The sequence below is a fragment of the Kitasatospora sp. NPDC004272 genome, assembly GCF_053603035.1.
The window spans coordinates 39,344-65,936 of record NZ_JBSGET010000017.1 but is presented as its reverse complement, the minus strand read 5'-3'; the positions used below and the strand labels follow the sequence as shown (position 1 = coordinate 65,936).

At 72.4% G+C, this 26,593-nt stretch carries 29 protein-coding genes; 20 read left to right on the top strand and 9 right to left on the bottom strand.

The annotated features are described in order from the left end of the window. Nucleotides 1–589 precede the first annotated feature (589 nt). Entirely contained in the window at nucleotides 590–1,060 is a 471-nt protein-coding gene (locus tag ACWEO5_RS08330) for an NUDIX domain-containing protein (RefSeq protein ID WP_030458344.1), read from the bottom strand. A 4-nt stretch (nucleotides 1,061–1,064) separates the two neighbouring features. Continuing rightward, nucleotides 1,065–1,808: an XRE family transcriptional regulator gene (locus tag ACWEO5_RS08325; protein ID WP_452161300.1), complete on the bottom strand. Its 744-nt coding sequence runs from the start codon at nucleotides 1,806–1,808 to the stop codon at nucleotides 1,065–1,067. 299 nt (nucleotides 1,809–2,107) lie between these two features. Here ACWEO5_RS08325 and ACWEO5_RS08320 point away from each other — a divergent pair, with 299 nt between their 5' ends. The 5 genes from ACWEO5_RS08320 (at nucleotide 2,108) to hemC (ending at nucleotide 4,567) form a co-directional block, all read left to right on the top strand. Continuing rightward, nucleotides 2,108–2,425, top strand: coding sequence for a DUF7848 domain-containing protein (locus tag ACWEO5_RS08320; protein WP_452161298.1), 318 nt, complete (start codon nucleotides 2,108–2,110; stop codon nucleotides 2,423–2,425). After that, on the top strand, nucleotides 2,422–2,658 hold the full coding sequence (locus ACWEO5_RS08315; RefSeq protein WP_452161296.1) for a hypothetical protein: 237 nt from the start codon (nucleotides 2,422–2,424) through the stop codon (nucleotides 2,656–2,658). The genes ACWEO5_RS08320 and ACWEO5_RS08315 overlap by 4 nt, the downstream gene beginning before the upstream one ends. A gap of 218 nt (nucleotides 2,659–2,876) precedes the next feature. Further along, nucleotides 2,877–3,050, top strand: a complete 174-nt coding sequence (locus ACWEO5_RS08310) for a hypothetical protein (RefSeq protein WP_452161294.1) — start codon at nucleotides 2,877–2,879, stop codon at nucleotides 3,048–3,050. Nucleotides 3,051–3,153: 103 nt separating this feature from the next. Next, nucleotides 3,154–3,645 carry an NUDIX domain-containing protein gene (locus tag ACWEO5_RS08305; RefSeq protein WP_452161292.1) on the top strand — a complete coding sequence of 164 codons (492 nt, stop codon included), beginning with the start codon at nucleotides 3,154–3,156 and terminating at the stop codon, nucleotides 3,643–3,645. After that, nucleotides 3,596–4,567 (top strand): hydroxymethylbilane synthase, encoded by a 972-nt coding sequence (hemC, locus tag ACWEO5_RS08300; protein ID WP_452161290.1) that lies wholly within the window; start codon nucleotides 3,596–3,598, stop codon nucleotides 4,565–4,567. Before ACWEO5_RS08305 ends, hemC begins: the two co-directional genes overlap by 50 nt. A 47-nt stretch (nucleotides 4,568–4,614) precedes the next feature. Here hemC and ACWEO5_RS08295 read toward each other — a convergent pair whose 3' ends face one another. After that, on the bottom strand, nucleotides 4,615–4,878 hold the full coding sequence (locus ACWEO5_RS08295) for a GntR family transcriptional regulator (protein ID WP_452161288.1): 264 nt from the start codon (nucleotides 4,876–4,878) through the stop codon (nucleotides 4,615–4,617). Between the two features lie 349 nt (nucleotides 4,879–5,227). Here ACWEO5_RS08295 and ACWEO5_RS08290 point away from each other — a divergent pair, with 349 nt between their 5' ends. After that, complete coding sequence (locus tag ACWEO5_RS08290) at nucleotides 5,228–5,503, top strand: hypothetical protein (RefSeq protein WP_452161286.1); 276 nt, start codon at nucleotides 5,228–5,230, stop codon at nucleotides 5,501–5,503. 417 nt (nucleotides 5,504–5,920) lie between these two features. Here the strand turns inward: ACWEO5_RS08290 and ACWEO5_RS08285 are convergent, their stop codons facing one another. Next, entirely contained in the window at nucleotides 5,921–7,210 is a 1,290-nt protein-coding gene (locus ACWEO5_RS08285; protein ID WP_452161284.1) for an ABC transporter substrate-binding protein, read from the bottom strand. Nucleotides 7,211–7,508: 298 nt separating this feature from the next. Between ACWEO5_RS08285 and ACWEO5_RS08280 the strand changes: the two genes are divergently transcribed. From ACWEO5_RS08280 to ACWEO5_RS08245, 8 genes are all read left to right on the top strand, one after another. After that, a complete protein-coding gene (locus ACWEO5_RS08280) occupies nucleotides 7,509–7,949 on the top strand; it encodes an SCO4402 family protein (RefSeq protein ID WP_452161282.1) in 441 nt (146 codons plus the stop codon). 202 nt (nucleotides 7,950–8,151) lie between these two features. Continuing rightward, nucleotides 8,152–9,015 carry a formyltetrahydrofolate deformylase gene (gene purU, locus ACWEO5_RS08275; protein ID WP_452161280.1) on the top strand — a complete coding sequence of 288 codons (864 nt, stop codon included), beginning with the start codon at nucleotides 8,152–8,154 and terminating at the stop codon, nucleotides 9,013–9,015. Between the two features lie 460 nt (nucleotides 9,016–9,475). Next, a complete protein-coding gene (locus ACWEO5_RS08270; protein ID WP_452161278.1) occupies nucleotides 9,476–9,943 on the top strand; it encodes an ATP-binding protein in 468 nt (155 codons plus the stop codon). A 404-nt stretch (nucleotides 9,944–10,347) separates the two neighbouring features. Then, the gene (locus ACWEO5_RS08265; protein ID WP_452161276.1) at nucleotides 10,348–11,616 is read left to right on the top strand and encodes an MFS transporter; all 1,269 of its coding nucleotides are present in this window, start codon (nucleotides 10,348–10,350) and stop codon (nucleotides 11,614–11,616) included. Nucleotides 11,617–11,778: 162 nt separating this feature from the next. Further along, nucleotides 11,779–13,083 (top strand): MFS transporter, encoded by a 1,305-nt coding sequence (locus tag ACWEO5_RS08260; protein ID WP_452161274.1) that lies wholly within the window; start codon nucleotides 11,779–11,781, stop codon nucleotides 13,081–13,083. A 194-nt stretch (nucleotides 13,084–13,277) separates the two neighbouring features. Next, nucleotides 13,278–13,796, top strand: a complete 519-nt coding sequence (locus ACWEO5_RS08255) for a GNAT family N-acetyltransferase (protein WP_452161272.1) — start codon at nucleotides 13,278–13,280, stop codon at nucleotides 13,794–13,796. Between the two features lie 82 nt (nucleotides 13,797–13,878). After that, a complete protein-coding gene (locus ACWEO5_RS08250; protein WP_344553739.1) occupies nucleotides 13,879–14,217 on the top strand; it encodes a DUF4229 domain-containing protein in 339 nt (112 codons plus the stop codon). A gap of 135 nt (nucleotides 14,218–14,352) precedes the next feature. Continuing rightward, nucleotides 14,353–15,309 (top strand): LacI family DNA-binding transcriptional regulator, encoded by a 957-nt coding sequence (locus ACWEO5_RS08245; RefSeq protein WP_452161269.1) that lies wholly within the window; start codon nucleotides 14,353–14,355, stop codon nucleotides 15,307–15,309. A gap of 13 nt (nucleotides 15,310–15,322) precedes the next feature. Here the strand turns inward: ACWEO5_RS08245 and ACWEO5_RS08240 are convergent, their stop codons facing one another. Both ACWEO5_RS08240 and ACWEO5_RS08235 read right to left on the bottom strand, forming a co-directional pair. After that, nucleotides 15,323–15,757, bottom strand: a complete 435-nt coding sequence (locus ACWEO5_RS08240; RefSeq protein WP_344553737.1) for a GNAT family N-acetyltransferase — start codon at nucleotides 15,755–15,757, stop codon at nucleotides 15,323–15,325. Between the two features lie 65 nt (nucleotides 15,758–15,822). After that, entirely contained in the window at nucleotides 15,823–17,013 is a 1,191-nt protein-coding gene (locus ACWEO5_RS08235; protein ID WP_452161267.1) for an MFS transporter, read from the bottom strand. 427 nt (nucleotides 17,014–17,440) lie between these two features. Between ACWEO5_RS08235 and ACWEO5_RS08230 the strand changes: the two genes are divergently transcribed. Both ACWEO5_RS08230 and ACWEO5_RS08225 read left to right on the top strand, forming a co-directional pair. Further along, the gene (locus ACWEO5_RS08230; protein WP_452161265.1) at nucleotides 17,441–18,772 is read left to right on the top strand and encodes a dicarboxylate/amino acid:cation symporter; all 1,332 of its coding nucleotides are present in this window, start codon (nucleotides 17,441–17,443) and stop codon (nucleotides 18,770–18,772) included. A 125-nt stretch (nucleotides 18,773–18,897) separates the two neighbouring features. After that, nucleotides 18,898–19,458, top strand: coding sequence for a Uma2 family endonuclease (locus tag ACWEO5_RS08225; RefSeq protein ID WP_452161263.1), 561 nt, complete (start codon nucleotides 18,898–18,900; stop codon nucleotides 19,456–19,458). A gap of 8 nt (nucleotides 19,459–19,466) precedes the next feature. On the opposite strand, the gene ACWEO5_RS08220 is transcribed toward ACWEO5_RS08225, so the two are convergent. From ACWEO5_RS08220 to ACWEO5_RS08210, 3 genes are all read right to left on the bottom strand, one after another. Further along, nucleotides 19,467–20,012, bottom strand: a complete 546-nt coding sequence (locus ACWEO5_RS08220) for a DUF1707 SHOCT-like domain-containing protein (RefSeq protein ID WP_452161261.1) — start codon at nucleotides 20,010–20,012, stop codon at nucleotides 19,467–19,469. Continuing rightward, entirely contained in the window at nucleotides 20,009–21,019 is a 1,011-nt protein-coding gene (locus ACWEO5_RS08215; protein WP_452161259.1) for a bile acid:sodium symporter family protein, read from the bottom strand. The genes ACWEO5_RS08220 and ACWEO5_RS08215 overlap by 4 nt, the downstream gene beginning before the upstream one ends. A 246-nt stretch (nucleotides 21,020–21,265) precedes the next feature. Next, nucleotides 21,266–21,469, bottom strand: coding sequence for a cold-shock protein (locus tag ACWEO5_RS08210; protein ID WP_176189615.1), 204 nt, complete (start codon nucleotides 21,467–21,469; stop codon nucleotides 21,266–21,268). 353 nt (nucleotides 21,470–21,822) lie between these two features. Here ACWEO5_RS08210 and ACWEO5_RS08205 point away from each other — a divergent pair, with 353 nt between their 5' ends. From ACWEO5_RS08205 to ACWEO5_RS08190, 4 genes are all read left to right on the top strand, one after another. Continuing rightward, nucleotides 21,823–22,710, top strand: coding sequence for a menaquinone biosynthetic enzyme MqnA/MqnD family protein (locus ACWEO5_RS08205; RefSeq protein ID WP_452161257.1), 888 nt, complete (start codon nucleotides 21,823–21,825; stop codon nucleotides 22,708–22,710). A gap of 102 nt (nucleotides 22,711–22,812) precedes the next feature. Further along, entirely contained in the window at nucleotides 22,813–24,423 is a 1,611-nt protein-coding gene (locus ACWEO5_RS08200) for a serine/threonine-protein kinase (RefSeq protein ID WP_452161255.1), read from the top strand. A gap of 89 nt (nucleotides 24,424–24,512) precedes the next feature. Then, nucleotides 24,513–25,721 carry a cyclic dehypoxanthinyl futalosine synthase gene (mqnC, locus tag ACWEO5_RS08195; RefSeq protein WP_344553727.1) on the top strand — a complete coding sequence of 403 codons (1,209 nt, stop codon included), beginning with the start codon at nucleotides 24,513–24,515 and terminating at the stop codon, nucleotides 25,719–25,721. Nucleotides 25,722–25,731: 10 nt separating this feature from the next. Next, on the top strand, nucleotides 25,732–26,340 hold the full coding sequence (locus ACWEO5_RS08190; RefSeq protein ID WP_452161252.1) for a hypothetical protein: 609 nt from the start codon (nucleotides 25,732–25,734) through the stop codon (nucleotides 26,338–26,340). Nucleotides 26,341–26,593: the final 253 nt, after the last annotated feature.

Here is a 26,593-nt window from a genome sequence, read left to right as displayed (position 1 = left end):
CCCTGTGGTGGTCGCTGCCCGAAGCACCAGGCCGAGGCTGTTGCCCAGCGAGAGACACCTGGCGGAAGCGCGTACGGTCCTCGCTGGCCGCGCATCCGACCGGCCTACTTCTACGCCCACCCGTGATACGTGCTGTGCGCAGTGCCGGCGACCACCGCGGACCACTTCCCGGAGTCGCGTCGGAGCCTTGTCGCCCGAGGCGTTACCGATCCGGACGCATGGTCGCGGCTCCGCCCGTTGTGCACGCAGTGTCACAGCCGCGAGACGGCCGTTCATCAGCCCGGAGGATGGGCAAGCGAGCGCATCAAGCCTGTCCGAGGCCCTGACCTGCGGTGATACCCCAGGCGGGGGACTCCCTCCCCGGGGCAGGTAGCGCGGCAGGGAGAGAAAAAAATCTGATGGTTAATGCAACCATTCTTGCGGAGGGTGACTTGCCTACCCATGCCAGGTTGGGTCTCTTTCCGAGAATCCGGCCTGCCGCTGAGCCACCGAAGTCGGACGACGAATCCGTCGTCTGGACCTAATACATGCCCCGCCCTGTCCTCCCCTCACCGGGTGGCCGGGGCGGGGCTTTCGTTGTTGGTGCCTGTTACCCGAGATAAGGGGTTGCTCGCTTCTCCAGGAAATGCTGAAGTCTGAGCCGCTGGGTGTGGTGCATCGGCAGGTCTGCGAAGCCGCTTGGTGCTACGAACTGGAGATCGGTCGACTCGTCAGAGATTCGGAGTGTCCCACCCGTGATGCGCGCGGTGAAGCAGACGTTGAACTGCTGCCGCACCTCGCCGTCCGAGTAGGCGATCACATGTCGAGGATCGGTGTACGTGCCGACCAGCCCGGTGATCTCCACATCGAGGCCGGTCTCCTCGCGGACCTCCCGGACGGCTGTTCCCGGAAGCGACTCGCCGAGATCCATGGCGCCACCTGGCAGCGCGTACAGGCCGTTGTCGGTCCGCCGCTGGAGCAGGACGCGCCCCTCGCTGTCGGTCACCACTGCGGAGGCCGCAACCACCAACCTGTTCGGCTTGGGTGCGTCGGGGTCGTCGTAGAACTCGGTACGTGCCATGTGATCAGCTCTCCTCCACTGGCAGGGCGGCGTTCCACACTGCGTCGAAGCTGGCGGCGTAGGTGTCGAACAGCTTGCCCGCGCCGGTCCGCCGCAGGTGCCAGACCGGGGCCGCGAAAGCATTGGCCCCCCACACGTGCGCGTTCACCAACACCTGGTCGTCTGCCCGGTAGAGGCTGTTGTAGAGCGTGGTTCCGTGAGTGCGGATCTCGATCCCCGACGTGCCGAGCAACGGTCGGTAGTGCATGAGGGCGAGCCTGCAACGGGATTCGATGCCGTGACCGAACTTCTCTTCTTCCCCACGTTGTCTCACGTTCTCGCTGTCTGGGTCGCCAAGTGCGATCCGGACCGCGCACCCTTCGGCAGCGCGCTCCCGGAGTAGTTCGTTCAGGCGTGGATATGCCTCGTGGAGGAAGACCGCGGCGTAGACCAGCACGTCGATGTGCTCCGTGGCCCGCTCCATCAGATCCACGAACACGGACACCGGCAGGTCGGCGCGCTGCTCGTAGAGCGCCACCAGTTCGGGGCTTATCGCTCGGGCGGCACGTGGTTGCCGCAGGCTCGGCCACAAGTCGAACATGTCCTCTCCCAGTGCCTCGCCGGCCAGACGGGCCGCTCTCAGTCGGGGTGTCCGGTTTTGATTGGCCCATCGTTCGACCGACTTGGTGTCCACGCCGACTCTCTCCGCCAGGGCGGAGCACGTCCAACCGCCCGACGCCATGACGGCTTTCAGTCTCTCGTTCGGCATTCTGCTTGTCTCCCCGCATGGCCCGGACCCTTGTAGGGACGTTCTATCGTGCATGGGACGTTCTGAAGTGTCCTTTGCGGGAGGTTTCACCGTCCTGGGTGGTTGCCAGATCTTGGTGCTACTTGGCGGGAGGAGCTACCAATGGCGGCAAAGACGGGCGGTGCAAGAGCGGTGCCCGAGGGTATGGCGGTTCGTCACCAGGCGGCAGAAACGCAGGCCGTCGGTCGCAGCCCGATGGACGACTACGACCCGGAGATCAATGCGCGGGTTGGTGCTCGGCGGCCGGTCGGCTGGCCCGCGTGCCGGTGGTCCCGGCCGAAGTGCCCGCACCGGTCGGAGTCGGCGGCGTGACGGGCTCGGTTCCGGCGCAACCCGGCATCCTGGCCAAGCTGGTCCCGGACTCCGGCAGCGACGTCGACCCGCCGACCTACACTCTGGTCTGCCAGGGCGAGGACGAGGACGGCACCCGGTGTGTGGCCGTCTCCGTCGAACTCAACGACCTTGCACAGGTGCAGGGTTGGGCGTGCGTGCACATGATGCGCCACCCGGACCACCGGTCATTCCGCATGATCGCGGACGTGCCGATGGTGGCGGTGCCCGAGACGGAGCCGGAATGACCCGGATGACGCTGGTAATGGGCGTGCTGGTGCTCGGAGTGTGCGCGGTGCCGTCGGGTGTGGTGCTCGGGCTCGCGCTGGCGGCGCCGAACGACGGTCGCCGTTGGGTGGCGTTTTTCGTCGCCCTGGCGCTCGCCATGATCGGTGGCGCGTTCGGCCCGGATTGGGTGGAGGGGTGGCAGCGCCGGCGGCGCGCAGCATCGCAACGCCGAACTACGACCGACGGCCCCTGATCTTCCGGAGCGACCCCGCGCTTCGGGGCCCGGCCGGTCTAGATCCCGGCAGGAAGGGTGTACCCGACGGGGCACACCAGGCCGTCCAGGTTCCCCGGCGGATCGGACCGGGGCGACCCCTCCCGTCTCCCTGTCCCGGTCGAGCGCCAATTCGGCGGCACTCCATCACTCGACCGGGGCGGGGCCCACCCGATCACGACTCTGTGAAGGACCTTCCAATGGGTATCCGAGGCCAACGCGCCAAGCAGGCCGCCACGAACAAGGTGGACCAGAAGGCCAGCGAGAACCAGAACCAACAGGCACGCGAACAACGGGAGTTGCAGCAGGCGTTCTACGACAAGACGCGCCCCGCATCCGAGCCTGACAGCGGCGACGACAACAGCGCGGTGTAACGCGCTCCCAACTCCCGCCCCCGGCCGTTGCCACCTCTCCGGCCGAGGCGGGCGTGTCCGTTCGATCCGAGGGAGTGAGATGAGCAGAGCACCCGGACACCCCGTGACGTCGTACGTGCTGTGCACCGATCCCGCGTCGCGCCTGCTGATCGTGCAGGCAGCCGGGATCGGGACATGGCACCTTCCCGGCGGCGTGGTGGAGGTGGGGGAATCCCCGCTCGATGCCGTTCGCCGGGAGGCCCGGGAAGAACTCAGCTTGAAGCTCGACCTGCTGCCCGATGACCTGTTGGGCGTCGAGTGGGCCCAGGGCCGCCGCGAGGGCGCCCGGGACCGAATCGTGTTCCTGTGGTCCGGGCCGATGCTCAGCAGCGCTGACACTGATCAAATCGCCTTGCAGTCAAGAGAGTTGACGGCGTGGCGCTGGGCCGGTCCGGATGATGCCCGCCGACTGCTCCACCCTTCGGTTGCTGCCCGGATCCGGGCGCCTCTCCAGTGGCCCGGAAGCGTTACCTATCAAGAGACCCGAACCGAAAGGACGACCCGCCATGACGACGGCCGAGTACCCCGCCAGGACGCTGCGGATCGGCACCCGTAGTTCGCCGCTCGCCCTCGCGCAGGTGGACATGGTGATTGCGGCACTTCGGGAGCACGTCCCCGACCTGGCGCCCGAGGTGGTGCCCGTGACCACGGAGGCCGACCTGTGGCAGGGCGACCTTGCGCAGCTTGGCGGCAAGGGCCTGTACACCAAGCAGATTGACGCCATGCTGCAAGCGGGTGCGGTGGACATGGCTGTGCACTGCGTGAAGGACGTGCCCGGCGACGTGCCGTTGCCCAAGGGCCTGGTATTCGCCGCGTACATGGAACGGCCGGACGTGCGGGACGTGCTGCTGTTCCCCGAGGGGTCCGGGTACCGGACGTTGGCCGACCTGCCGCCGGGCGCGGTCATCCTGTCGTCGGCCGTCCGCCGCAAGGCGCAGATTCTCCGGGCCCGCCCCGATCTCAAGGTCGTGCGGGTGCGCGGCGCGGTCGGCAGCCGGCTGGAGAAGCTGGACGGCGTGAAGAAGATCGATGTCCATGCGGACGGAATGATCCTGGCTGTTGCCGGACTCGCGCGGCTCGGGATCGACCGGCCCGGCTACGTGCTCGGCATGGACGAGATGCTGCCCGCCGTCGGCGCAGGCGTCCTCGGGCTGGAGTGCCGACAGGAGGACCACGCCACGGCGGCGCTGCTGGAGAAGATCAACCACCCGAGGACACAGCGGGAGGTGACCGCGGAGCGCGTCTTGCTGCACAACCTGCGCGGCCACTGCAACAGCCCCATCGCCGCATACTGCACCACCGAGGCAGACGGACAGATGTCGCTGCGCGGCATGGTGTTCGACCGCGAGGGCAGCAAGTTCGCCAACGCGATGATGTGGGACGAGCACCAGGGCGACCCCGCCGTCCTCGGCGCCCGCGTCGCCGCCGAACTCCTCCGCCAGGGCGCGCGGGAGATCATCGCCGGTATCCCGCACTGACCGACGGCGCACCGGCCCCGTTCGCACGAGCAGTAGCGGGCGGGGCCTCAGTCGTTCTCGGGGCCAGCTTCCCGCGGCACCACGAAGGAACCCCGACCCCGCAAGGTCTCGATACGGCCTTGCGTACGCAGAAGCTCCAGCGCACGCCGCACCGTGTCCCGAGCGACACCGAACCGCTTGGCGAGGTCAGGTTCGGACGGCAGCGGCCCGTCCTCGCCGTACTTACCGGCATCAATCTCACCGCTGATCCGCTGCGCCACCTGCTCGTACGGGGCGAGTCGTCCACGCGGGTCAATCGGTGTCTCTGCCATGTCCAGAAGCGTAGACAACAGGGCTCACCAGCATCGTTGTAGACAGGCCGATACCGACATAGACAGGGGTAGACAAGTGGAGCTACTTTCGGATCTCGCAGTACGAAAACGAAAGCCCTCCGGAGCCGGTCCTACGCGGCTTCGGAGGGCGAGCCGACCAGCTTTAGGGAGCTGACCGACCATGTTTGATCGTATCGTCCCCGCCCTGTTCGGGGCCCTGCTTCGGGCCCTCTGCCGGGCTCTGCCAGCTCGGGGCGCGCACCGCGCCATTCAGAGCGAGCCCGAGCCGACCCCCGAACGCGCGCCCGTGGTCGTCTGCGGGTGGCGTCGACCGATTCATTCGCACCACTTGCGGAAGACCATCCCGCCCCTGCCGTTCGAGCACCGGATCTCGCCGCGGGTTCTTCAATGGGAGTGCACCCCCGAGCCCATGCGGCGCGCGATCCTCGCCGAACTTGCCGACCAACAGCAAGAGGCGTGGCTCCGGTTCCGAACCGAGTGGGGGAAGCAGCGCGACACCCCCGCCAAGCAGCAGCGCCGACGGGTCGACCTGTTCGCGGCAGGGCTCGACCTGATGCCTGTTGGTGAGTTCGGGCAAGAGATGCTGACGGGGGCAACGGCATGAGCGGCGCGACCCCTACCCCCGAGGACGGCACTGCCTCGGAGATCCCCACCCGCAGCTGTTGCCTCTGCGCCACCACGGGCCCCGAAGTGGTCCTAGCAGGCCCCGCGGAGCGGCCGAGCGGCCCCGCGGTCGAGTACTGGGCCTGCCCCGCCTGTGCGCCCACCGTGGCGCTTCTCTGCCAGTCCTAGCAATACAAGAGCCCCCGCCCGCGACCCACTCCGGGCGGGGGCACCCTTCGCCCCCGTAGAACCGCCAATCCGAATCACACGGGCCGCGCAGTTCCTCGCGCCCCTGGTTTCGCAATGTCCGGCCCGCAGCAGGTTTCCCCGCGCCCCCGGTTTCGCAATGTCCGGCCCGCAGCGGATCTCCCCGCGCCCCTGGTTTCGCCTCAGCGCGGCGGGTTTCCCCGGGCCCCGGTTACGCCGGGGGCTTCTGGTTGGTGAGGGCCCAGCGGATGTCGGTGAAGCCCTGGTGCTGTTCGGCCAGGCGGCCGTTCTGGACCTGCTGGAAGGTGACGGAGGTGTTCACCAGGCGGGGGGAGTCGGAGCTGGGGAGCATGTTGGTGACGCCCCAGCCGAGCGGCGGGGTGGTGCCGGCGGTGTCGATCGGGTCGCCGCTGTCGAGGACGACCTGGAGGGCCTTCGCGGTGATCGGCTTGCTCGGGTCGATCCGTCCGGCGGCCTGGCGGAGCACCTCGTAGGCGACCCAGGTGGTCTGCACGCCGGGGTCGGCGACGTCGATGGTGGCGCCGTTGCCGTAGGTGCGGGCGGTGGCGCGCAGGTCGTCCCAGACGGCGGAGGACTCGACGGGGAACCAGCCGGTGGCGTACGCGCCGTGCAGCGGGCCGGCGTCGCCGCCGGTGGAGTCGACCACGGACTGCTGGAAGGAGCCGATGACGGAGGCGAGCTGGGTGTTCTTCGGGTTGGCGCGGCGGTACGGGTCGAGCAGGTTGGCGGTGGGTTCGGCGCCGAGCGCGGAGAGCAGGCAGTTGCCGGGCTTGTCGTCGCCGATGGCCCGCCGGGCGTACGAGGAGTAGTCGTTGGACTTCTCGGGGGCCTTGATGTCGGTGATCTTGACGTTGTTCGACTTGACGGCGGCGTCGAGGTAGTTGACCAGGGCGTCGCCGGCCCGGCTGTCGGGGCGGATCAGCGCCACCTGCTTGCAGCCGGCCTCGACGAGCTGGCGCCCGCTGCCCGCGACCAGGGCGGGCAGGCCGCCGTTGACGGGGTAGGAGAGCGGGCTGCTGAACTCGGGGGCGGAGAGGCCGTAGCCGCCGATGAAGGGGATGCCGGCCTGTTCGAGGATCGGCATGAAGTTGCCGCCGTACTGGCTGGCGGAGCCGACCACGGCGACGGCGTGGGCGCTGACGGCCTGGTCGGCGCAGGCGGTGGCGCCGTCGGTGGTGTCGTGCTCGTTGCAGGTGAGGACGCGGACCTGGTGGCCGGCCAGGCCGCCGTGCGCGTTGAGGTCGCGGCCGACGGCCTCGGCGAGGGCGGTCATGCCGGGGCGGTCGGCGGCTCCGGTGCCGGACGGGGCCCAGGTCATGACGGTGACGTCCTGGCCGGCGGCGTCGGCGGCGGCGGGGCCGCCGCACGCGGAGGCGGAGAGCAGGGCGGGCAGGACCGCGGCGGAGGCCGCGAGGGCGGTGGCTGCGCGGCGTCGTCCGCTGACGGCGGGTAGCGGGTGGGGGGTTCCGTTCCGCGTCATGGCGCTCTTTCCTCCCAGGCGGGCGTGCTGCTGCGGGTCGTCCCGTGCTCCGTTGCGCAGGCTCGGCGGATCAAGGGTGGTCGTCACCGGGCACGCAGAGAGGGACGCGATGTGAACGGATCACCAACGGGGGAGGAACACGGAGCGTTGCCGTCCGGTGACGCGTGTAGAGGCGCGGGTGGAGCCGAGCCGGGTCGGGAACGTACGATTGACTCCCGTGTCCGACAGCATGGATTCTCCGCACCGGTCTGCCCGAAACCCTTCTCGAACGGGCGCCCGCTCCAGCACGATGGGCGGCATGCCCCTGAGTGATCTGCCCTGGTGGCGCTGGCGGGCCCGGATCCGCTCGGCGCTGCACATGCTGTCCGACCCCGGTTTCCAGCGCGGGGCGTGGCTGGACGGCGGCCGCGGCGGGTACGGCGACCTCTCCGACGCCGTGTACCGGCTGGTGGGGGACAGCTGGCTGGACCGCTGGTCGGCGGAGAAGTACGTGGGCTCGGTCTTCCGGGACTCCGCGGAGGCGGTCGCGGTGGACGCGGCGGTGCTGCGGGTGCTGCTGGTCGTGCACAAGGTCGGCGAGGACGCCCCGGCCGCGGCGTACCTGGGCCACCCGGACTGGCCGGAGGCGGTGCGGGCGGCCGGCGAGGCGCACCACCGGCTGGCCGTCAACGACGGCGAGGACCCCGAGGCGCCGCCGCTCCCGCTGGCCGAACTCGGCCGGCTGACCGCCCGGGCCTGAGCGCCGCGCCGTCCCCGGGAGTCTCGGGTGGCGGGCTCCGCCCCCGGGCCGGGGCGATCTGTGCCAGGCTGGGCCGTCGCCCGCCCCCCGCCCGGAGCGCGGGGACCCGGCCCGGGGGACCCCGGCCGGGGAGCCCGACCGGGCGGACCGGACCGGGCCGCCCGGACCCAGCAACCCGAGCCCAGAAACGGGGACCCGCACGATGGAAGAGACCGCCCGCTCCCAGTACGTCCTGACGCTGTCCTGCCCCGACAAGCAGGGCATCGTGCACGCGGTCTCCAGCTATCTGTTCATGACGGGTTGCAACATCATCGACAGTCAGCAGTTCGGCGACGCCGGCACCGGCCTGTTCTTCATGCGGGTGCACTTCTCCGCGGAGGAGCCGGTGACGGCGGAGAAGCTCCGGGCGAGCTTCTCGGCGATCGGCGACTCGTTCCGGATGCAGTGGCAGATCCACGCCTCCGCCGAGCGGATGCGGGTGCTGCTGATGGTCTCCAAGTTCGGCCACTGCCTGAACGACCTGCTGTTCCGCACCCGGATCGGGGCGCTGCCGGTGGAGATCGTCGGCGTGGTCTCCAACCACACCGACTTCCGCGAGCTGACCGAGTCGTACGGCATCCCCTTCCACCACCTGCCGGTGACCCGGGACACCAAGGCCGAGGCCGAGCAGCAACTGCTGGACCTGGTCGCCGAACTGCGGGTCGACCTGGTGGTGCTGGCCCGCTACATGCAGGTGCTCTCGGACGACCTGTGCAAGGCGCTGTCCGGCCGGGTGATCAACATCCACCACTCCTTCCTGCCGAGCTTCAAGGGCGCCAAGCCGTACCACCAGGCGCACGCCCGCGGCGTGAAGCTGATCGGCGCCACCGCGCACTACGTGACCGCCGACCTGGACGAGGGTCCGATCATCGAGCAGGAGGTCGCCCGGGTCACCCACGACGTCACCCCCGAGCAGCTGGTGGCGCTCGGCCGGGACGTCGAGTGCCAGGCGCTGGCCCGGGCGGTGAAGTGGCACAGCGAGCGCCGGGTGCTGCTGAACGGCTCGCGCACCGTGGTGTTCGCCTGACTCGGCCTGACCCGGCCTGGCCTGACCCGGGCGGGCCTGACCCGGCCGGGCACCGCCGACGGACGGGTCGACGGCTGGTCCGACGGGCGGGCCGACGGATGATCAGCACCCTTCCCCGCCACCGGCGTTCGAGTCGCGGTGGACATTTGTAGGAAGGGTGGTTCGCCCGTGGCGGGCCGGTGTCCGGCCCGCCACGGCGGTACGGTCGTGGGTACCCGCGAGGGCGGTGCCGCCGACCGGTCGTGCGAACCCCGGCAGGGTGAGCGGGACAGTATGCACCGAGCCGTCCCCCGAACGCTGGAATATGCCCGAAGCTCTTGCTGCGACCCGGTCCCGGAATCATTCTGGGGCGTATTCGTGTCGATGCCATGGGCAGTCCTGGTCGGTGACCCCCGCTTCGAGCGGCCGACCGGACCGGCGGGATCAAGCGGGCCGAATACCTAGTGCGGGTGGTGGAGCGGTGCAGGTACTCCAGGTACAGCTGGCGGTCCAGGCGGACCCGGCGGAGGTGTCACGGGCGCGGCGGTGGGTCCGGGACCGGCTGCGGGCCGGCGGGATCGACCCGGACGCCCCGGTGGCCGAGACCCTGGTGCTGGTGGTCTCCGAACTGGTCACCAACGCGGTGGTGCACACCGGCCGCCCGGCGGTGCTCAGACTGCTGATGCCGGTCGACCCCGCCGCCGTGCCGACCGCGCTCCGGGTGGAGGTCGCCGACGCCAGCTGCGCCGCCCCCGCGCCCCGGCACGCCGGGGCCGACGAGGACGCCACCAACGGGCGCGGCCTGGAGCTGGTCGAGCTGCTCTGCGAGCGCTGGGGCTGGTACCCGGACGGCTCCGGCAAGCGGGTGTGGTGCGAGATCGGCGACCCGGGCGGGGCGTCCTGCGCGCTGGCCGGGCAACCGGCCGCCCAGGTGGCCTCGGCCCGCTGAACCGGCGGTCGCGCCGGGCGCCGGGCGCCCGCCGGGGCCGCGGTCGTGCGCCGGTCGCGCGGTCCGCGCCTCGGCGGAATCGGTCTGAATTTCGGACAACCCATTGACGTGACGTATCCGACTGATCACTCTTGGGTGCGGCGCCCGTTGCGAGGGGACGCCGAGGGAGACCGGGCGGTGCCGACACTCAGGGGGTCGTTGGCCGACCCCGTCCGGAACCTCGGCGAAATCGGGCCGCCCGGGCGTCACGGCTTCAGGGCCCGGACGTCGACCGGACGGCGGGCCGCCGTGCCGTGCTCGGGGTGCGCACGGCGGGCCGTCGTTCCGCCGGCGGACGCGCAGACTCCGCATCGTGACCCAAAACCACTGGAAACCGGTAGTGGTCTACACCAAAACTGAGACCCGTGACCGCACCCGAACTGAGAACCGCTCCCACCCCGCAGGTCAGCACGGCGAAACCGCCCGCCATCTGGTCGGGCAACTTCCGGCTCTACTTCACCGCCCGCACCGCCGGACTGCTCAGCGACGCGATGCTCCCGGTCGCCGTCTCGGCCGGCCTGGTGACGGCCGGCTACAAGACCTCCGAGGTCGGCTTCGCGATGGCCTTCCTGCTCGGCCCGTTCGCCGGACTGGTGCTGTTCGGCGGAGTGCTCGCCGACCGGTTCACCGCCCGGCGGCTGATGATCTTCGCGGACCTGCTCAACCTCGTCACCCGGGTGCTGCTCGCGGTGCTGTTCTTCCACGGCTTCGACCAGCTCTGGCAGCTCTACCTGCTGCTCGCGCTGGCCGGCACCGCCGCCGCGATGTTCCAGCCCGGCGCCGCCTCCACCGTCCCGCTGGTCGCCACCGACGTGCAGGGCGCCAACGGCGTGCTGCGGATCTCCGAGGCGCTGACCGCCCTGGCCGGCCCCTCGCTGGCCGCCGCGCTGATCACCCTCTCCACCGGCTGGGTGATGGTGCTCGCCGCCGTGATGTACGCGGTCAGCGCCTCCTGCCTGCTCGTCCTGCGGCTCGGCCCGGTCCCCGCCCCGCCGCCCGGCGACAGCCTGTGGCAGAACCTGGTGGGGGGCTGGCACGAGTTCTGGTCCCGCAGCTGGATGTGGGGCGTCATCCTGATCTGGATGGCCTTCACCGTGCTCTCCTGGGGCCCGCTCGCCCCGGTGGTGGTCGGCGACATCGCCAAGCGCGACGGCGTCCTCGTCTACGGCATCATCAACAGCATGCTCGGCGCGGGCACCATCATCGGCGGCGTCCTCGCCATCCGGGTCAAGCCGGTCCGCCCGCTGGCGGCCGGCGCCACCGCCCTGTTCCTGTTCGCCGTCCAGCAGTTCGCCTTCGCGGCCGACCTGCCCTGGCCGCTGCTCGGCACCGCCCAGCTGGTCTCCGGCATCGGCATCAGCTTCTGGGGCGTCATGTGGGCCACCAGCGTGCAGACCCAGGTCCCCGGCGAGGTGCTCAACCGGATCCACGCGTACGAAGTGGCGGGCTCCGTCTGCATGTTCCCGCTCGGCTCGGCGCTGGCCGGACCGGCCGTCGACCTGCTCGGCACCACCCAGGTCTACCTGATCGGCGGCGTCGTCACCCTGGGCACCGCCACCGCGCTGCTGCTCAGCCCGCCGATCCGCAACCTGCGCCGGATCCCCGACGGCAGGCCGGTCACCGGCGGGCACTGAACGGACCGCCGGGCACGGAACGGAACGGCGGGCACGGAACGGACCGCCGGGCACGGAACGGACCGCCGGGCCGTCCGAACGGCGGCCCGCTGACCGGAAATCGGGCATACGTGGCAGCCGGAGCCGTCGTGCCCGGGCGGCCGGGCCGGGAGACTCGGCCGGGTGAAGGAACTGGAACTCGACCCCGACCCCGTCGCCGACCCGGCCGGGGACCCGCCCGGCCCCCGCCGCACCCCGCGCGTCCACTACGGCTGGATCGTGGTCGCCGTCTCGCTGGTCGTCCTGGTCGGCTCGGCCGGGTTCCGCTCCACGCCCAGCCTGATGATGGACGCCCTGCACGACGAGTTCGGCTGGTCCCGCGCCACCATCTCCAGCGCCGTCTCCGTCAACCTCGCCCTCTACGGCCTCACCGCGCCGTTCGCCGCCGCCCTGATGGACCGCTTCGGCGTCCGCCCGGTGGTGGTCTGCGCGCTGCTCACCATCTCCACCGGCGCCGGCCTGACCATGCTGATGACCCACCCCTGGCAGCTGGTCCTGTGCTGGGGCGTGCTGGTCGGCCTCGGCAGCGGCTCGATGGCCGGGGCCTTCGCCACCACCGTCTCCGGACGCTGGTTCGAGGCCCGACAGGGTCTGGTCACCGGCGTCCTGACCGCCGCCGGAGCCGCCGGGAACCTGGTCTTCATGCCGGTGCTGGCCGCGCTGGTCGAGAACCACGGCTGGCGGACCGCGGTCGTGGTGGTCTCGCTCTGCGCCACCGCGGTGGCCGTCCCCGTCCTGCTGCTGATGCGCGAACGGCCCGCCGACGTCGGGCAGTTGCCGTACGGCGCGAGCACCGCCCCGCCGCCGCCGGCCACCGACGGCTCGGCGCTGGCCCGCTCGCTGCGGGTGCTCCGGCAGGCGACCGGGCGGCGCGCGTTCTGGCTGCTCGCCGCGTCCTTCGCGATCTGCGGCGCCACCACCGTCGGCCTGGTCGGCACCCACTTCATCCCCGCCGCCCACGACCACGGCATGCCCGTCACCACCGGCGCCTCGCTGCTCGCCCTGATCGGCATCTTCGACGTCGCCGGGACGATCGCCAGCGGGTGGTTCACCGACCGCTTCGACCCCGTCCGGCTGCTGGTCACCTACTACGCGCTGCGCGGGCTCTCGCTGCTCTTCCTGCCCGCCCTCTTCGGGGAGAGCCTGCGGCCGCCGATCCTGGCCTTCGTGGTCTTCTACGGCCTCGACTGGGTCGCCACCGTCCCGCCCACCGTCGCCCTCTGCCGCCGCCACTTCGGCGCCGACGCCCCGATCGTCTTCGGCTGGGTCCTCGCCGCCCACCAGGTCGGCGCGGCCGCGGTGGCCGGCCTGGCGGGCCTGGCCCGGGACCGCTTCGGCGACTACGACGCGACCTGGTACGCGGCGGGAGCGCTGTGCGCGGTCGCGGTCGCCTGCTGCGCGGGGCTTCGCCGCCAGGGGCTCGGGTGAGAAACGGCGGGGCGCGCGATCAGGGGCTCGGGGAACGGCGGGTCCGAGCTGCTGACGGCCGGAGCCCGTCGAAGTGTCCGTGCTGCCGCGTGTAGTAACCGAACCGGGAGCCGATGCGCGCTCCGGCAGTGCACCGTGAGCAGACCGGGCCTCGCCGTTCCCCGAGCCCCTGTCGGTGCTCTTAGGCTTTGGGCATGAGTCTGCGATTCGTGCTGGATCCCGAGCCGACCCCCGCGCTGCGGGAGGAGATCACCGTGCTGTGGACGGAGGTGTCCAACGCCGGGGGCGCGGTGGGGTTCGTGCCGCCGGTGGAGGTGGCGGAGGTGCGGCCGGTCGCGGAGCGGCAGTTCGCGGGGCTGGGGCCGGACCGGCTGCTGGTGGGGTTCGAGCCGGGCGGGCGGGCCGTCGCGGTGGTGTTCTTCGAGGACATGCGGTTCGGGCTGATGGACCACTGGCGGCTGCTGAAGCGGGTGATGGTGCACCCGAGGTGCCAGGGCCGCGGCTACGGGGCGCAACTGCTGGCGGAGGCGGAGCGGGTGGCCCGGGGCTGGGGGCTGGCGGGGCTGAAGCTGACCCTGCGCGGCGGGCACGGCCTGGAGGAGTTCTACGGGCGCAGCGGGTACGTGGAGGTGGGCCGGGTGCCGGGGGCGATCCGGGTCGCGCCGGGTGACGACCGGGACGACGTGACGATGTGGCTCGACCTGCGCGCCTGAGCGGTGTGAGGTCGTGCTTCACTGGGAGGGCCTTTTTCCCCACGCGCCCGCCGGCGCGGCCCGGCAGCGAAGGACGATCCCGGTGAGCAGCAAGAACCACGCCACGCTCCGTTACACCTCGCTGCGGGCGAGCATCTTCCTGGCCTGCCTGCTGGTCGCCCTGCTGCTGGGGCACTTCAAGGTGATCCCGGTGGTGGGTTCGCTGGGGCTGCTGATCCTGTTCGCGCTGGCGGCGGTGGCGTCCTCGGCGATCAGCTACGTGGTGCTGAGCAAGCAGCGCGACGAGATGTCGGCGCAGATCGCGGAGCGGATCGAGACCCGCAAGACCCGCGCGGTGGCGCGGGACTCGGCCGAGGACGCGGCGGACGACGCGGCCCGGGCCGCCGCCGCCCAGCAGGCCCAGCGGGCGCAGGCCGGCTGACCGGCGTTGGCGGACAGCCCGCTCGGCGAGAGCCCGTCCGGGGACGGTCTTTCCGGGGAGAGCCCGCTCGGCGAACCCCCTTCCGGCGAACCCCCTTCCGGCGAGGGCCCGCGACGGCGTCCGACCGGTCGTGACGTGGCCCGGCTGGCGGGGGTCTCGCAGGCGACGGTCTCGCTGGTGTTCTCCGGCAGCGCCGGGCACCGGGTCTCGGCGGCCACCCGGGAGCGGATCCGCACCGCGGCCCGCGAGCTGGGCTACCGTCCGCAGGCCGCCGGCCGGCAGTTGCGGCTGGGCCGCAGCGGGATGGTGCTGCTGGCGGTGCCGAACCTGCTGGGCCCGTTCTTCGGCCGGGTGCTGACCGGCGTGCACGGGGAGGCGGCCCGGCACGGCCTGTCGGTGGTGGTCTCCAGCGGGTGGGACGCGGCGGAGCTGGCCGAGGCGGCGGCGGCCGGGCGGTTCGACGGGCTGCTGGTCTGCTCGCCGGACGACAAGCAGGTCGGCGGGCTCCCGGCGGACACCCCGGCGGTGTTCCTGGACGCCGACCCGGCGGCCCACCCGGGCCGTCCGACGGTGGAGCTGGACCTGGCGGCGGGCATGCGGGCGGCGGTGGACCACCTGGCGGGGCTGGGCCACCGGCGGATCGGCTACCTGCGCTCGGTGCACTCGGCGCACACCTTCCGGGTGCGGCAGGCGGCGTTCGCGGCGGCCGCGGCCGGGCTGGAGGTGCGGGAGCTGGCGGTGGGCCTGAACGAGGGCAGCCGGGAGGCGGAGCGGGCGGCCCGGGAGCTGCTGGCCGGCCCCGGGCGGCCGGGCGCGGTGGTGTGCGACGACGACGTGGTGGCGTCCGGGCTGTACCGGGCGGCGGCGGAGCTGGGGCTGCGGATCCCGGCGGACCTGTCGGTGGTCGGCATGGACAACATCCCGGTGGCGGAGCTGCTCAGCCCGCCGCTGACCACGGTCGACCTACCGGGCGAGGAGCTGGGCCGGGCCGGGCTGGCCCAACTGACCGCCCTGCTGGACGGCGAACTCCCGTCCCCAGTGGCCCCGTTGGCGACCGAGCTGGTGGTGCGCCGGTCCACCGCGGCGGCCTGAGCGGTCGGCTCGGCTACTGCTCGCCGAGGACCATCCACTTCTCCGGCAGCGCCAGCGGCGCGAACCCGACCCTGGCGTACACCTCGTGGGCGTCCCCGGTGGCGAGCAGCACCCGGCGCAGGCCGAGGGCGGCGAGCTCGTCCCGGACGGCGGCGGCCAGTGCGGTGCCCAGGCCGCGGCCGCGGGCCCCGGGGGCGATGAACACGTCGCACAGCCAGGCGAAGGTGGCCCGGTCGGTGACCACCCGCGCGTAGCCGACCTGGGCGCCCGAAGCGTCCTCGTACAGGCCGAAGTTGAGGGAGTGGTCGATCGCCAGCTCCTGTTTCGCGCGCGGCCGCCCGAGTGCCCAGTACGCGCCCTCGGAGAGCCAGCGGTGCACGGCCTCCCGGTCGAGGCGGTCGGGGTCGGTGGAGACGCTGTGGCCGGCGGGCAGCTCGAAACTGGTCATGCGGGGCATCCAAGCAGCGGGCGGCCGGCGCGGACCAGCGCTTTTCCGGCCGGGCCGGGGCCGGGTCAGGCGGGGACGAGCACGGGGGTGGCCGGGCGCAGGCGGGTGCGGGTGGTGAGCAGGAGGAGGCCGCCGAGGGTGATGCCGCCGGTGGCGCACAGGGCGACGGCGGGCAGGGAGGTGTCGACCAGGGCGCCGGAGACCGCGCTGCCGGCCGCGTTGCCGGTGGCGAACAGGGTGATCAGCCAGGAGAAGGCCTCGGTGACGGTGCCGGGCGGGGCGAGCTCGGCGACCAGCACGAACGCGGCGGCCAGCAGCGGGGCCAGGCCCAGGCCGGAGGCGAAGGCCAGGGCGGCCATCGGCCACGGGCCGGGCAGGAGCAGCAGCGGCAGGTAGCAGGCGGCCATGGCGAGGGCGAGCACCCAGGTGCGGGTCGCGGTGCCGGCCCGCCAGCGGGCGGTGCCGTAGGCCAGGGCGCCGAGCAGTCCGGCCAGCGCGGCCAGTGCGAGCAGGGTGCCGGCGCCGCCGGGCAGGCCGGGGTGCTGTTCGGCGTACGCGATGAACAGCACGTTCTGCCCGCCGACCGTCCAGCCGGCCCCGGCCAGGCCGAGCAGCAGCAGGACGAGGCCGGGGGAGCGCAGCGGTCCGAGCAGTCCGGCGGAGGCTTCGCGCGGCGGGGCCTGCCAGGCCCGGGCGGGCGCGGAGCTCGCCACCACCAGGGCGCCGAGCAGGCCGAGCGCGGCGGCGGTCCACAGCGCGGCGGTGGGGGAGAAGGCACCGGCGATCCCGGCGACGGCGAGCGGCCCGGCCAGGTACAGCACCTGCTGGGCGGCGGAGTCGAAGGCGTACGCGGTGTCGAGCTGCTCCTCGCGGACGACGGCGGGCCACAGCGAGCGCAGGCAGGGTTCCAGCGGGGGCATGCAGAGGCCGGCGACCGCGGCGCCGAGCGGGGCGGCGAGGGCGGAGCCGGGGGCGAGGGCGAGCAGCGCGTAGCCGCTGCCGGCCAGGGTGGCGGAGGCGAGCAGGACGCGGGGCTGCCCGGTGAGGTCGACGATCCGGCCGAGGACGGGTCCGCCGACGGCGGTGGCGATCGCGTACGCGGCGGTGGCCAGGCCGATCCGGCTGTAGGGGGCGCCGGCCTCGCGCAGGGCGAGGGCGATGACCAGGGCGGTCATGCCCGCCGGGAGCCGGCCGAGCAGGGTGCCGAGCAGCAGCCGGGTGACGTGCGGGGCGCGGAGCAGTGCGGCGTAGCCCATGGGCGTCCTTCCGGCGGCGTGGTGTCCCTTCAAGTTATACGTATAACCGGAAGGGCGTCAAAGCTGCCTGGTCAGGCTGATGGCCCGTCAGGAAAGGGTCGTTCGGTAACGATCTCAAACAAGTACTTTGAACATCTCAAAGGTTTGTTGCTACTGTGCTGCTCATGACCACCGCAGACGCCGCGCGCCGGGCCGGGACGAGCACCCCGCTCGTGCCGCGCTGCCCGCGTCTGCCCGGTGCCGTGGACGGCCCGCGCCGCTGTCGCTCCGGCGGCTGTATGCGGGCGGCACGCCGCTCCTGACGCACCGACACCCCGAGTGTCGGCCCCCCGGGCCTCCCCGCCCGGCCCCCGCGTCCGCCGTGCCGCCGCCTCCGCCCCTCCCACCCCCCCGCCTGCTCCACCACCCCCCCCGGAGACGCACACCCATGTCCACCGCGCCCGCGCCCACCCTGCTGGGACGCCTCCGCCGCACCCCCTTCTGGGTCCAGATCGTCGGCGGCCTCGTCCTCGGCCTGCTGCTCGGCTGGATCGCCCGGTCCGGCGACGTGTCCTGGCTGAAGACCACCCTGGACACCATCGGCAAGACCTTCGTCCAGCTGCTCAAGCTGGCCGTCCCGCCGCTGGTCTTCACCGCGATCATCGTCTCGGTCGCCAACCTGCGGAACGTCACCAACGCCGCCCGGCTGGCCGCCCGCACCCTGTTCTGGTTCCTCGCCACCTCGCTGATCGCGGTCGCCGTCGGCCTCGGCCTCGGCCTGCTCACCGACCCCGGCAAGGGCGCGAACATCTCCACCGAGGGCGTCAAGGGCGTCGCCAAGGGCGGCAGCTGGGTCGACTTCCTGACCGGCATCATCCCGACCAACATCGCCGACGCCTTCCTGAAGGTGAACGTCCTCCAGATCGTCTTCCTCGGCGTGGTCGTCGGTGCGGCCCTGCTCAAGCTCGGCGACAAGGCCGCCCCGGTCCGCCAGCTCTCCGAGAGCATCCTCGAACTCGTCCAGACCGCCCTGTGGTGGGTCATCCGGCTCGCCCCGCTCGGCACCCTCGGCCTGATCGGCAAGTCCGTCGCCGAGTACGGCTGGGACCTGCTCAAGCCCTTCTCCACGCTGACCGCCGACGTCTACGTCGGCTGCGCGATCGTCCTGTTCGGCGTCTACTCGCTGCTGCTGCGCTTCGTGGCCGGCCTCAACCCGCTGAACTTCTTCAAGGGCGCCTGGCCCGCGATCCAGCTCGCCTTCGTCTCCCGCTCCTCGGTCGGCACCCTGCCGGTCACCCGCCGCGTCACCGAGCGCCTCGGCGTCCCGTCCGAGTACGCCTCGTTCGCCGTCCCGTTCGGCGCGACCACCAAGATGGACGGCTGCGCCGCGATCTACCCGTCGCTCGCCGCGATCTTCGTCGCCCAGGTGTACGGCATCGACCTCGGCATCAAGGACTACCTGCTGATCGCCTTCGTCTCGGTGATCGGCTCCGCGGCCACCGCCGGCCTCACCGGCGCGATCGTGATGCTCACCCTGACCCTCTCCACCCTGGGCCTCCCGCTGGAGGGCGTCGGCCTGCTGCTGGCGATCGACCCGATCCTCGACATGATGCGCACCGCCACCAACGTGGCCGGTCAGGTCGTCGTCCCGATCCTGGTCTCCGCCCGCGAGAAGACCCTCGACCTCGTCGCCTACAACAACCCCACCGGTGACCTCCTCGCCGACGACCGCCCGGTCACCGTCCCGGCCCAGACCGCCTCGGAGCCCGTCACCGCCTGACCCGGCCCGCCCCGCAGACACGAAGGCCCGCACCTCGGGAGGGTGCGGGCCTTCGCCCGTTGGAGTGAGTTCGCTTGGGGCCGCCCGGGGCGGTCGGTAGCGTGGGAGCGACGAAGGAGGGGCCGATGAGCGCGCTGCCCAGCGAGCGGCCGTACGACGCCGTCGATCCGGAGCAGGCCCTGAAGTACGCGATCCAGCACCACGCCGGTGACCGCGTCCAGATCGTAGAAGGGGTCATCGAGCCGATGGCGCCGCAGTGGGACCACGAGACGCTGGCGGACGATCTTCGCTACCAACTCTTCGGCAAGGTCCGTGAACTGGGTTGTGTGATGGGTTCGGGCGACCTCGACCTGCCGGGATCGAGCAACTGGTACATCCCCGACATCGCGGTCGTCCCGCGCTCCCTCGCCAAGGGGGGTCGTGCCCTGCTGCCCGATCAGACGCTGCTGGTGGTCGAGGTGACGTCCGATTCGAACGCGGACACCGACCGGGTGGTGAAGCGGCGCCGGTACGCCGAGTACGGGGCGCCGCTCTACCTGCTGATCGACCGCCAGGACCGGGCCTGCACGCTGTTCTCCGAGCCGGGCGCGCTCGGGTACACCCGGGCGATCGGGCCGCTGCCGTTCGGGGAGCCGGTCGAGCTGCCGGAGCCGTTCGGGCTGCGGGTGGACACCTCCCGGTTCTGAGGCGGAGCTCAGCGGCGGGCGTGGCGGATCTTGAGGCGGCCGAAGCCCGGGGTGCCGGTGATCCGGACGGTGGGGCCGGGGGTGGCGGCGGGGGTGCGCGGGGGGCGGTAGCGGACGGTCTTCCAGGACTGCTGGAGGCCGTCCAGGTCGACGGTGGCGCCGTGCGGGACGGTGATGGTGGCGCGGCCGAAGCCGAGGCCCAGCTCGATGTCCACGACGGGGTGGTCGATGACCGCCGCGCTCAGGTCGAGGTGGACCTTGCCGAAGGTGGAGGAGACCTTCAGGACGCGGGGGACGCGCCAGGGGCCGCGGCGGACCAGGCGGCCGCTCACGGCGGTCAGGGTGACGGCGGCGTCCGGGGCCTGCGCGGGCAGGTCGTGCAGGACGGCGTCGAGCTCGGCGCGGACGGTCGCGGTGAGGGCCGCGTGGACCCGCTGGTCGAGTTCGTCCTGGCTGATCCGCTCCTCGGCGTAGGCGAGTTGCAGGCGTTCGACGGCGCTGTCGCGGTCCGCGGCGCCGACCCGGGTCCGCGGGCCGTCAGGGAGTGAGGTCACCCGGGCAGCGTAGTCGCGCGGGACCAGCGCTGGGCGAGGACGGTGCAGACCGTCAGCTGGAGCTGGTGGAAGAGCATCAGCGGGAGGACGGTCAGGCCGACGGCGGAGGCGGGGAACAGGATGGTGGCCAGCGGGAGGCCGTTGGCCAGGGACTTCTTGGAGCCGCAGAACTGGATGGTGATGCCGTCCGCGCGGGAGAAGCCCAGTCGGCGGGAGGCGAGGCGGGTGAAGCCGAGCACGGTGGACAGCAGGGCGAGCGAGATCACGGCCAGCCAGAGCAGCTGGCCGGCGGTGACCCGGCTCCAGATGCCCTCGCGGACGCCCTCGCCGAAGGCGCTGTAGACGATCAGCAGGATCGAGCCGCGGTCGACCAGCACGGTGACCAGTCTGTGCCGGGCGATCCACGGGCCGACCCGGCGGCGCAGCAGCTGGCCGAGGGCGAACGGGACGAGCAGCTGCAGCACGATGTCGAGCACCTGGCCGCCGTCCACCCCGACGCCGGAGGCGCCGGACAGCAGCCAGGCGGCCAGCAGCGGGGTGAGCACGACGCCCAGCAGGCTGGAGAAGGTCGCCGCGCAGATCGCCGCCGCGACGTTTCCGCCCGCGACCGAGGTGAACGCGATCGAGGACTGCACGGTGGACGGCAGCAGGGTCAGGAACAGCACGCCGGTGAACAGTTGCGGCGGCAGCACCGAGTCCGGCAGCAGCCGGGTGGCCTCGCCGAGCAGCGGGAACAGCACGAAGGTGCAGCCGAGGATCAGCAGGTGCAGCCGCCAGTGCCGGGCCCCGGCGAGCGCCTCCTGCGGGGAGAGCCGGGCGCCGTACAGGAAGAACAGCAGGGCGACGGCGAGCGAGACCGCGTCGGTGACGGCGGTGGCGGCGGCGCCCCGGGCGGGCAGCAGGGTGGCCAGCAGGACGGTGCCGAGCAGCAGCAGGAGGTAGGTGTCGATGCCGATCCGGCCGAGGGAGCGGTCGAGGGCGCGGCGGGCGGATCGGAGGCGGTGCATGCACCGATCCTCTCCCGGCGCGGCGCGGGCTCCGGCGGCGGGGGCCGGAAACGGGCGGCAACGGGCGGTAACCGGCGGCAACGGGCAGTCGGGGGAAATGCGGGCGCAACCGGGGGAATGCGGCGGTAGCGGCGGTAATCGGGAATGCGCGGGGAAAAGGCAGGAGGCCCGCCGGGGCGGGCCTCCTTGGGAACTGCTACTCGTACGGACCCGAGGGGCCGTGAGCGATCAAATGGAGATCGCGCCTCAGACGGGGGTGACGTTCTCCGCCTGCGGGCCCTTCGGGCCCTGGGTGACGTCGAAGCTGACCGCCTGGTTCTCCTCCAGCGAGCGGAAACCGGTCGCGTTGATGGCGGAGTAGTGGACGAAGACGTCGGGGCCGCCGCCCTCCTGGGCGATGAAGCCGAAGCCCTTCTCGGCGTTGAACCACTTGACGGTTCCGGTCGCCATACCGTTCTCCTTGCGAGGGACGTTATGGACGCCACACCTTGTGGCGCCCGGGTCCGCTGCGCTGATCGCCCCGCCTCCGGACGAGTCCGGAGTTTTTCGCACAGGCTTCAATCAATGCTCAATTGACGCCTGATACTGCTGAAAAATTACAAAAAGCCTGCGGTTACATGCTCCGCAGGCTCCAAGTACTGCAAGGGGAATCAAACTGCAACTGAGGGGAACGGTAGCACGCGGTGGCTGCCCCGACCAGGGGTGAACAACGGTGTCGGACGGTGTGTCGGACACCGGATGCGGACCGCCCCAATCAGCGGGCATACCCTGCCGGGAGAGCACCAACGGCAAGGGAGCACACGGTGAGCAGTAGCGACGGCGGACGGCCGGAGAGCGCGGTCCGGCCGAGGGTCGGCCATATTCAGTTCCTCAACTGTCTTCCCCTCTACTGGGGTCTCGCGCGCACCGGGAACCTGCTCGACCTCGACCTCAGCAAGGACACCCCGGAGAAGCTCAGCGACCGGCTGGTGGCCGGCGAGCTCGACGTCGGCCCGATCACCTGCGTGGAGTACCTGCGCAACGCGTCCGAACTGGTGGTGCTCCCCGACATCGCGGTCGGCAGCGACGGCCCGGTGATGTCCTGCGTGATCGTCAGCAAGGTCCCGCTGGCCGACCTGGACGGCCGCCGGGTCGCCCTCGGCTCGACCAGCCGCACCTCGGTGCGCCTCGCCCGGCTGCTGCTGGAGGAGCGCGAAGGGGTCCACCCCGAGTACTTCTCCTGCCCGCCCGACCTGGACGCGATGCTCGCCGAGGCCGACGCCGCCGTCCTGATCGGCGACCCCGCGCTGCGCGCCTCGCTGGAGCAGGCCCCCCGGCAGGGACTGGCCGTGCACGACCTCGGCGCGATGTGGAAGGAGTGGACCGGGCTGCCGTTCGTCTTCGCCGTCTGGGCCGCCCGCCGCGAGTACGCCGAGCGGCAGCCCGCGCTGACCGCCGCCGTCCACCGGGCCTTCCTGGAGTCCCGCGACCTCTCGCTGGCCGAGGCCGGGAAGGTCGCCGAGCAGGCCGCCCGCTGGGAGGAGTTCGACGCCCCGCTGCTGGAGACCTACTTCTCCGAGGCGCTCGACTTCTCGCTCGGCGCCCGCCAGCTGGCCGGCATCGCCGAGTTCGCCCGCCGGGTCGCGCACGACAGCGGCTTCGCCCCCGACGTGCCGATCCGGCTGCTGGAGGCCGCGCCCGCGGTGGTCTGACCCGTCCGGTCCCCTTCCGGACTCGGGCGTTCCCGGCCGGCGGCCGCCCTGGGATGATCGGAGCGGCCGGCGGGTGCTGGACGGCGGACGAGGGGGACGGTCATGGAACTGCTGACGGCTGACGACCCGTCGGTGATCGGCGACTACCGGCTGCTGCGGCGGCTCGGCGCCGGCGGGATGGGACGGGTCTACCTGGGCCGGACCGCGGGCGGGCGGACCGTCGCGGTCAAGGTGGTGCGCCCCGAACTGGCCGACGACCCCGAGTTCCGGGCCAGGTTCCGCCAGGAGGTGTCCGCCGCCCGGCGGGTCGGCGGCCGCTGGACCGCCCCCGTGCTGGACGCCGACACCGAGGGCCCCCGCCCCTGGGTCGCCACCGGCTACGTGGCCGGCCCCTCGCTCGGCGAGGCCGTCCGCACCGCCGGGCCGCTCCCCGTCCCCTCCGTGCACGCGCTCGGCGCCCGGCTCGCCGAGGCCCTGGAACAGGTGCACGCCCTCGGCCTGGTCCACCGGGACGTCAAACCGTCCAACGTGCTGCTCGCCCTGGACGGCCCCCGGCTGATCGACTTCGGCGTGGCCCGCGCGCTGGACGCCGCCGCCACCCTCACCCACAGCGGCTACGTGGTCGGCTCGCCCGGCTTCATGTCGCCCGAGCAGGCCGCCGGCTCGCCCGCCGGACCGGCCGGCGACGTCTTCTCGCTCGGCGCGCTGCTGGCCTTCGCCGCGACCGGCACCGCCCCGTTCGGCGAGGGCGTCAGCGCCGCCGTCCTGCTCTACCGCGTCCTGCACGAGGAACCCGCGCTCGACGGCCTGGACGGCGAACTGCGCGAAGCCGTCACCGCCTGCCTCGCCAAGGACCCGGCCCACCGCCCCACCCCCGCCGAACTGCGCGCCCGGCTCGCCCCCGCCGCCGCGGCCGGCCCCGAGGGCTGGCTGCCCGGCCCGCTGGCCGCCGCGGTCGGCCGCGCCGCCGTCGAACTCCTCGACCTGGAGGGCGACAGCGGGCCGAGCCGCGCCGTCGTCACCGACCGGATGCCGACCGTGCTGGACGGCGGGCCGCGGCGGGAACGGCCGGAACGGCGGGAACGGCCCGCGGGACGGCGGTGGGCGGTGGCCGCCGCCGGAGCGCTGGCGCTGGCCGCCGCGCTCTACGGCGGGCTGGCGGCCACCGGCAACCTGCCCTGGGCGCAGGCCGGCCCCGGCCCGAGCGCCACGCCCCCGCCCTCACCCCCGCCGGGGCAGGACGCGGTCACCGGGGCGCCGAGCCCGGACCCGAGTACCGGTGCGAGCGCGAGCCAGAGCCCCAGCCCCAGCCCCAGCCCCAGCCCGAGCGGGACGGGGACGCCGGTGAAGGGCGACGGGACGGCGCTGCCCGAGGCGTTCCTGGGCACCTTCAAGGGGAACATCACCACCAAGCTCGTCCCGCTGGCGTCGACCTTCACCGTGACCTTCACCGCCGGGAAGGTCGGCGAGGAGGTCGGACGCACCAGCAACGCCTCCCAGCTCAGCACCACTGTCTGCCACGGCGTGCTCACCCTGCTCTCGGTGCAGGACGGCAAGGCCCTGTTCCAGGAGCGCCCCGACGGCACCGACAGCGCCTGCACCGGCGTCCCCGAGAAGCAGACGTACACCCTGCTCAGCGGCGGCGGCCTGCACGTGGCGGTCTCCGAGGCGGCGCTCGGCTCCGACCCGGAAGGCGACCTGGTCAAGCAGTAGGCGGCGCGGAACGGGCCTGCGGCGGGGCCGAAATGTGCTGGCGTAGGCTGAACCGGTCGTCCCTCCGATGAAGAGAGCAGGCCCGCCAGGTGTCCGAGCAGAACCTTTCCGCCACCCAGTTGCAGGCCGTGCTGGACCGCGCGGCCGAGGGCGGCCGGATCACCGCCGAAGAGGCCCTGCAGCTGTATCGGTCGGCGCCGCTGCACGCACTCGGGTCGGCCGCCGACGCGGTGCGCCGGCGGCGGTACGCGGGCGTCGAGCACATCGCGACGTACATCATCGAGCGGAACATCAACTACACCAACGTCTGCGTGACGGCGTGCAAGTTCTGCGCCTTCTACGTGCCGCCGAAGAGCGAGAAGGGCTGGTCGCGGGAGCTCGACGAGGTCCTGCGGCGCTGCGCGGAGACCGTCGAGCTCGGCGGGACCCAGATCATGTTCCAGGGCGGGCACCACCCCGACTACGGCGTCGAGTACTACGAGACCAACTTCGCCGCGATCAAGGCCGAGTTCCCGCAGCTGGTGATCCACTCGCTGGGCGCCTCCGAGGTCGAGCACATGGCGAGGATCTCCGGCGTGTCGATCGAGGAGGCGATCACCCGGATCCACGCCGCGGGCCTCGACTCCTTCGCGGGCGCCGGCGCCGAACTGCTGCCGGAGCGGCCGCGCAAGGCGATCGCCCCGCTGAAGGAGTCCGGCGAGCGCTGGCTGGAGATCATGGAGACCGCGCACCGCCTCGGCGTCGAGTCCACCTCCACCATGCTGATGGGCACCGGCGAGACCAACGCCGAACGGATCGAGCACCTGCGGATGATCCGCGACGTGCAGGACCGCACCGGCGGCTTCCGGGCGTTCATCCCCTACACCTACCAGCCGCAGAACAACCACCTGAAGGGCTCGACCCAGGCCACGGTCTTCGAGTACCTGCGGATGATCGCCATCGCCCGGCTCTTCCTCGACAACGTCGCCCACATCCAGGGCTCCTGGCTCACCACCGGCAAGGAGGCCGGCCAGCTCTCCCTGCACTACGGCGCCGACGACCTCGGCTCGGTCATGCTGGAGGAGAACGTCGTCTCGGCGGCCGGCGCCAAGCACCGCTCCAACCTGCACGAACTCATCCACCTGATCCGCACCGCCGGCCGGGTGCCCGCCCAGCGCTCCACCACCTACCAGCACCTGCGCGTCCTCGACGACCCGGCCAACGACCCGGTCGACCCGCGGGTCGCCTCGCACATCGCCTCCACCGCGATCGAAGGCGGCACCGCGCACCCCGAGTTGACCATCCTCGCGACGAACTGACGACCCCGGCGTGCTCACCCTGCACCGGGCCCGGCTGCTGCACACCGGCACTGACCTGATCGAGGACGGGGCGGTGCTGGTCGACGGCGCCACCGTCGCCGCGATCGGACCCTTCGACGAACTGGCGGGCGGCCCGGCCCGGATCCGGGAGTGGCCCGGGCTGCTGGTGCCCGGGCTGCTCAACCGGCACGCGGCGTGGCTGCTGGAGACCGCCTACCACCCCGACCCCCGGGAGGAGCGCGGCGACCGGCCGCTGCTGCCCGACGGCGACCTGACGGACGAACAGCGCGGCGGCAGCGCCCGGCGCGGACTGCAACGGCTCCTCGCCCACGGCACGACGGCCCTGGCGGGCCCGCTCCACCGCACCCCCGTCCGGACCGCCGTCACCCGCTCCGGCCTGCGCCACCTCCCCGGCCCGGACACCGGCCCCGGCCCCCTCGACCCGCTCGACCCGCACGCGGGGGGCACCCTGGAGGCCGCCCTGCACCGGCCGTTGACGGTCGGCGGGGCGGCGGACTTCGCCGTGTTCGCGGCCGGAACGGCGCAGGAGCTGGCCGGGGGCGGGACGAGGTGTCTCGCGACGGTGCTGGACGGGCGGCTGCTGTACCGGGGCAGGTGAAACCAAGGACTCGGGGAACGGCGGGTCCGTGTCCGCCGGCGGTGCACTGCCGTGGCGCGCATCGGCTTCCGGTTCTGTTCACGGCACGCAGCAGCACGGACACTTCGACGGGCTCCGGCCGCCAGCAGCATCGACCCGCCGTTCCCCGGGCCCCTGACGGTGCTTCTTCTGACTCACCGTGACCCGGAGAGGTCTTTGCGGCTAGCATCCCGGTTCAGACCTCCCCCGAGCCAGGAACAGGACGCATGCGAGC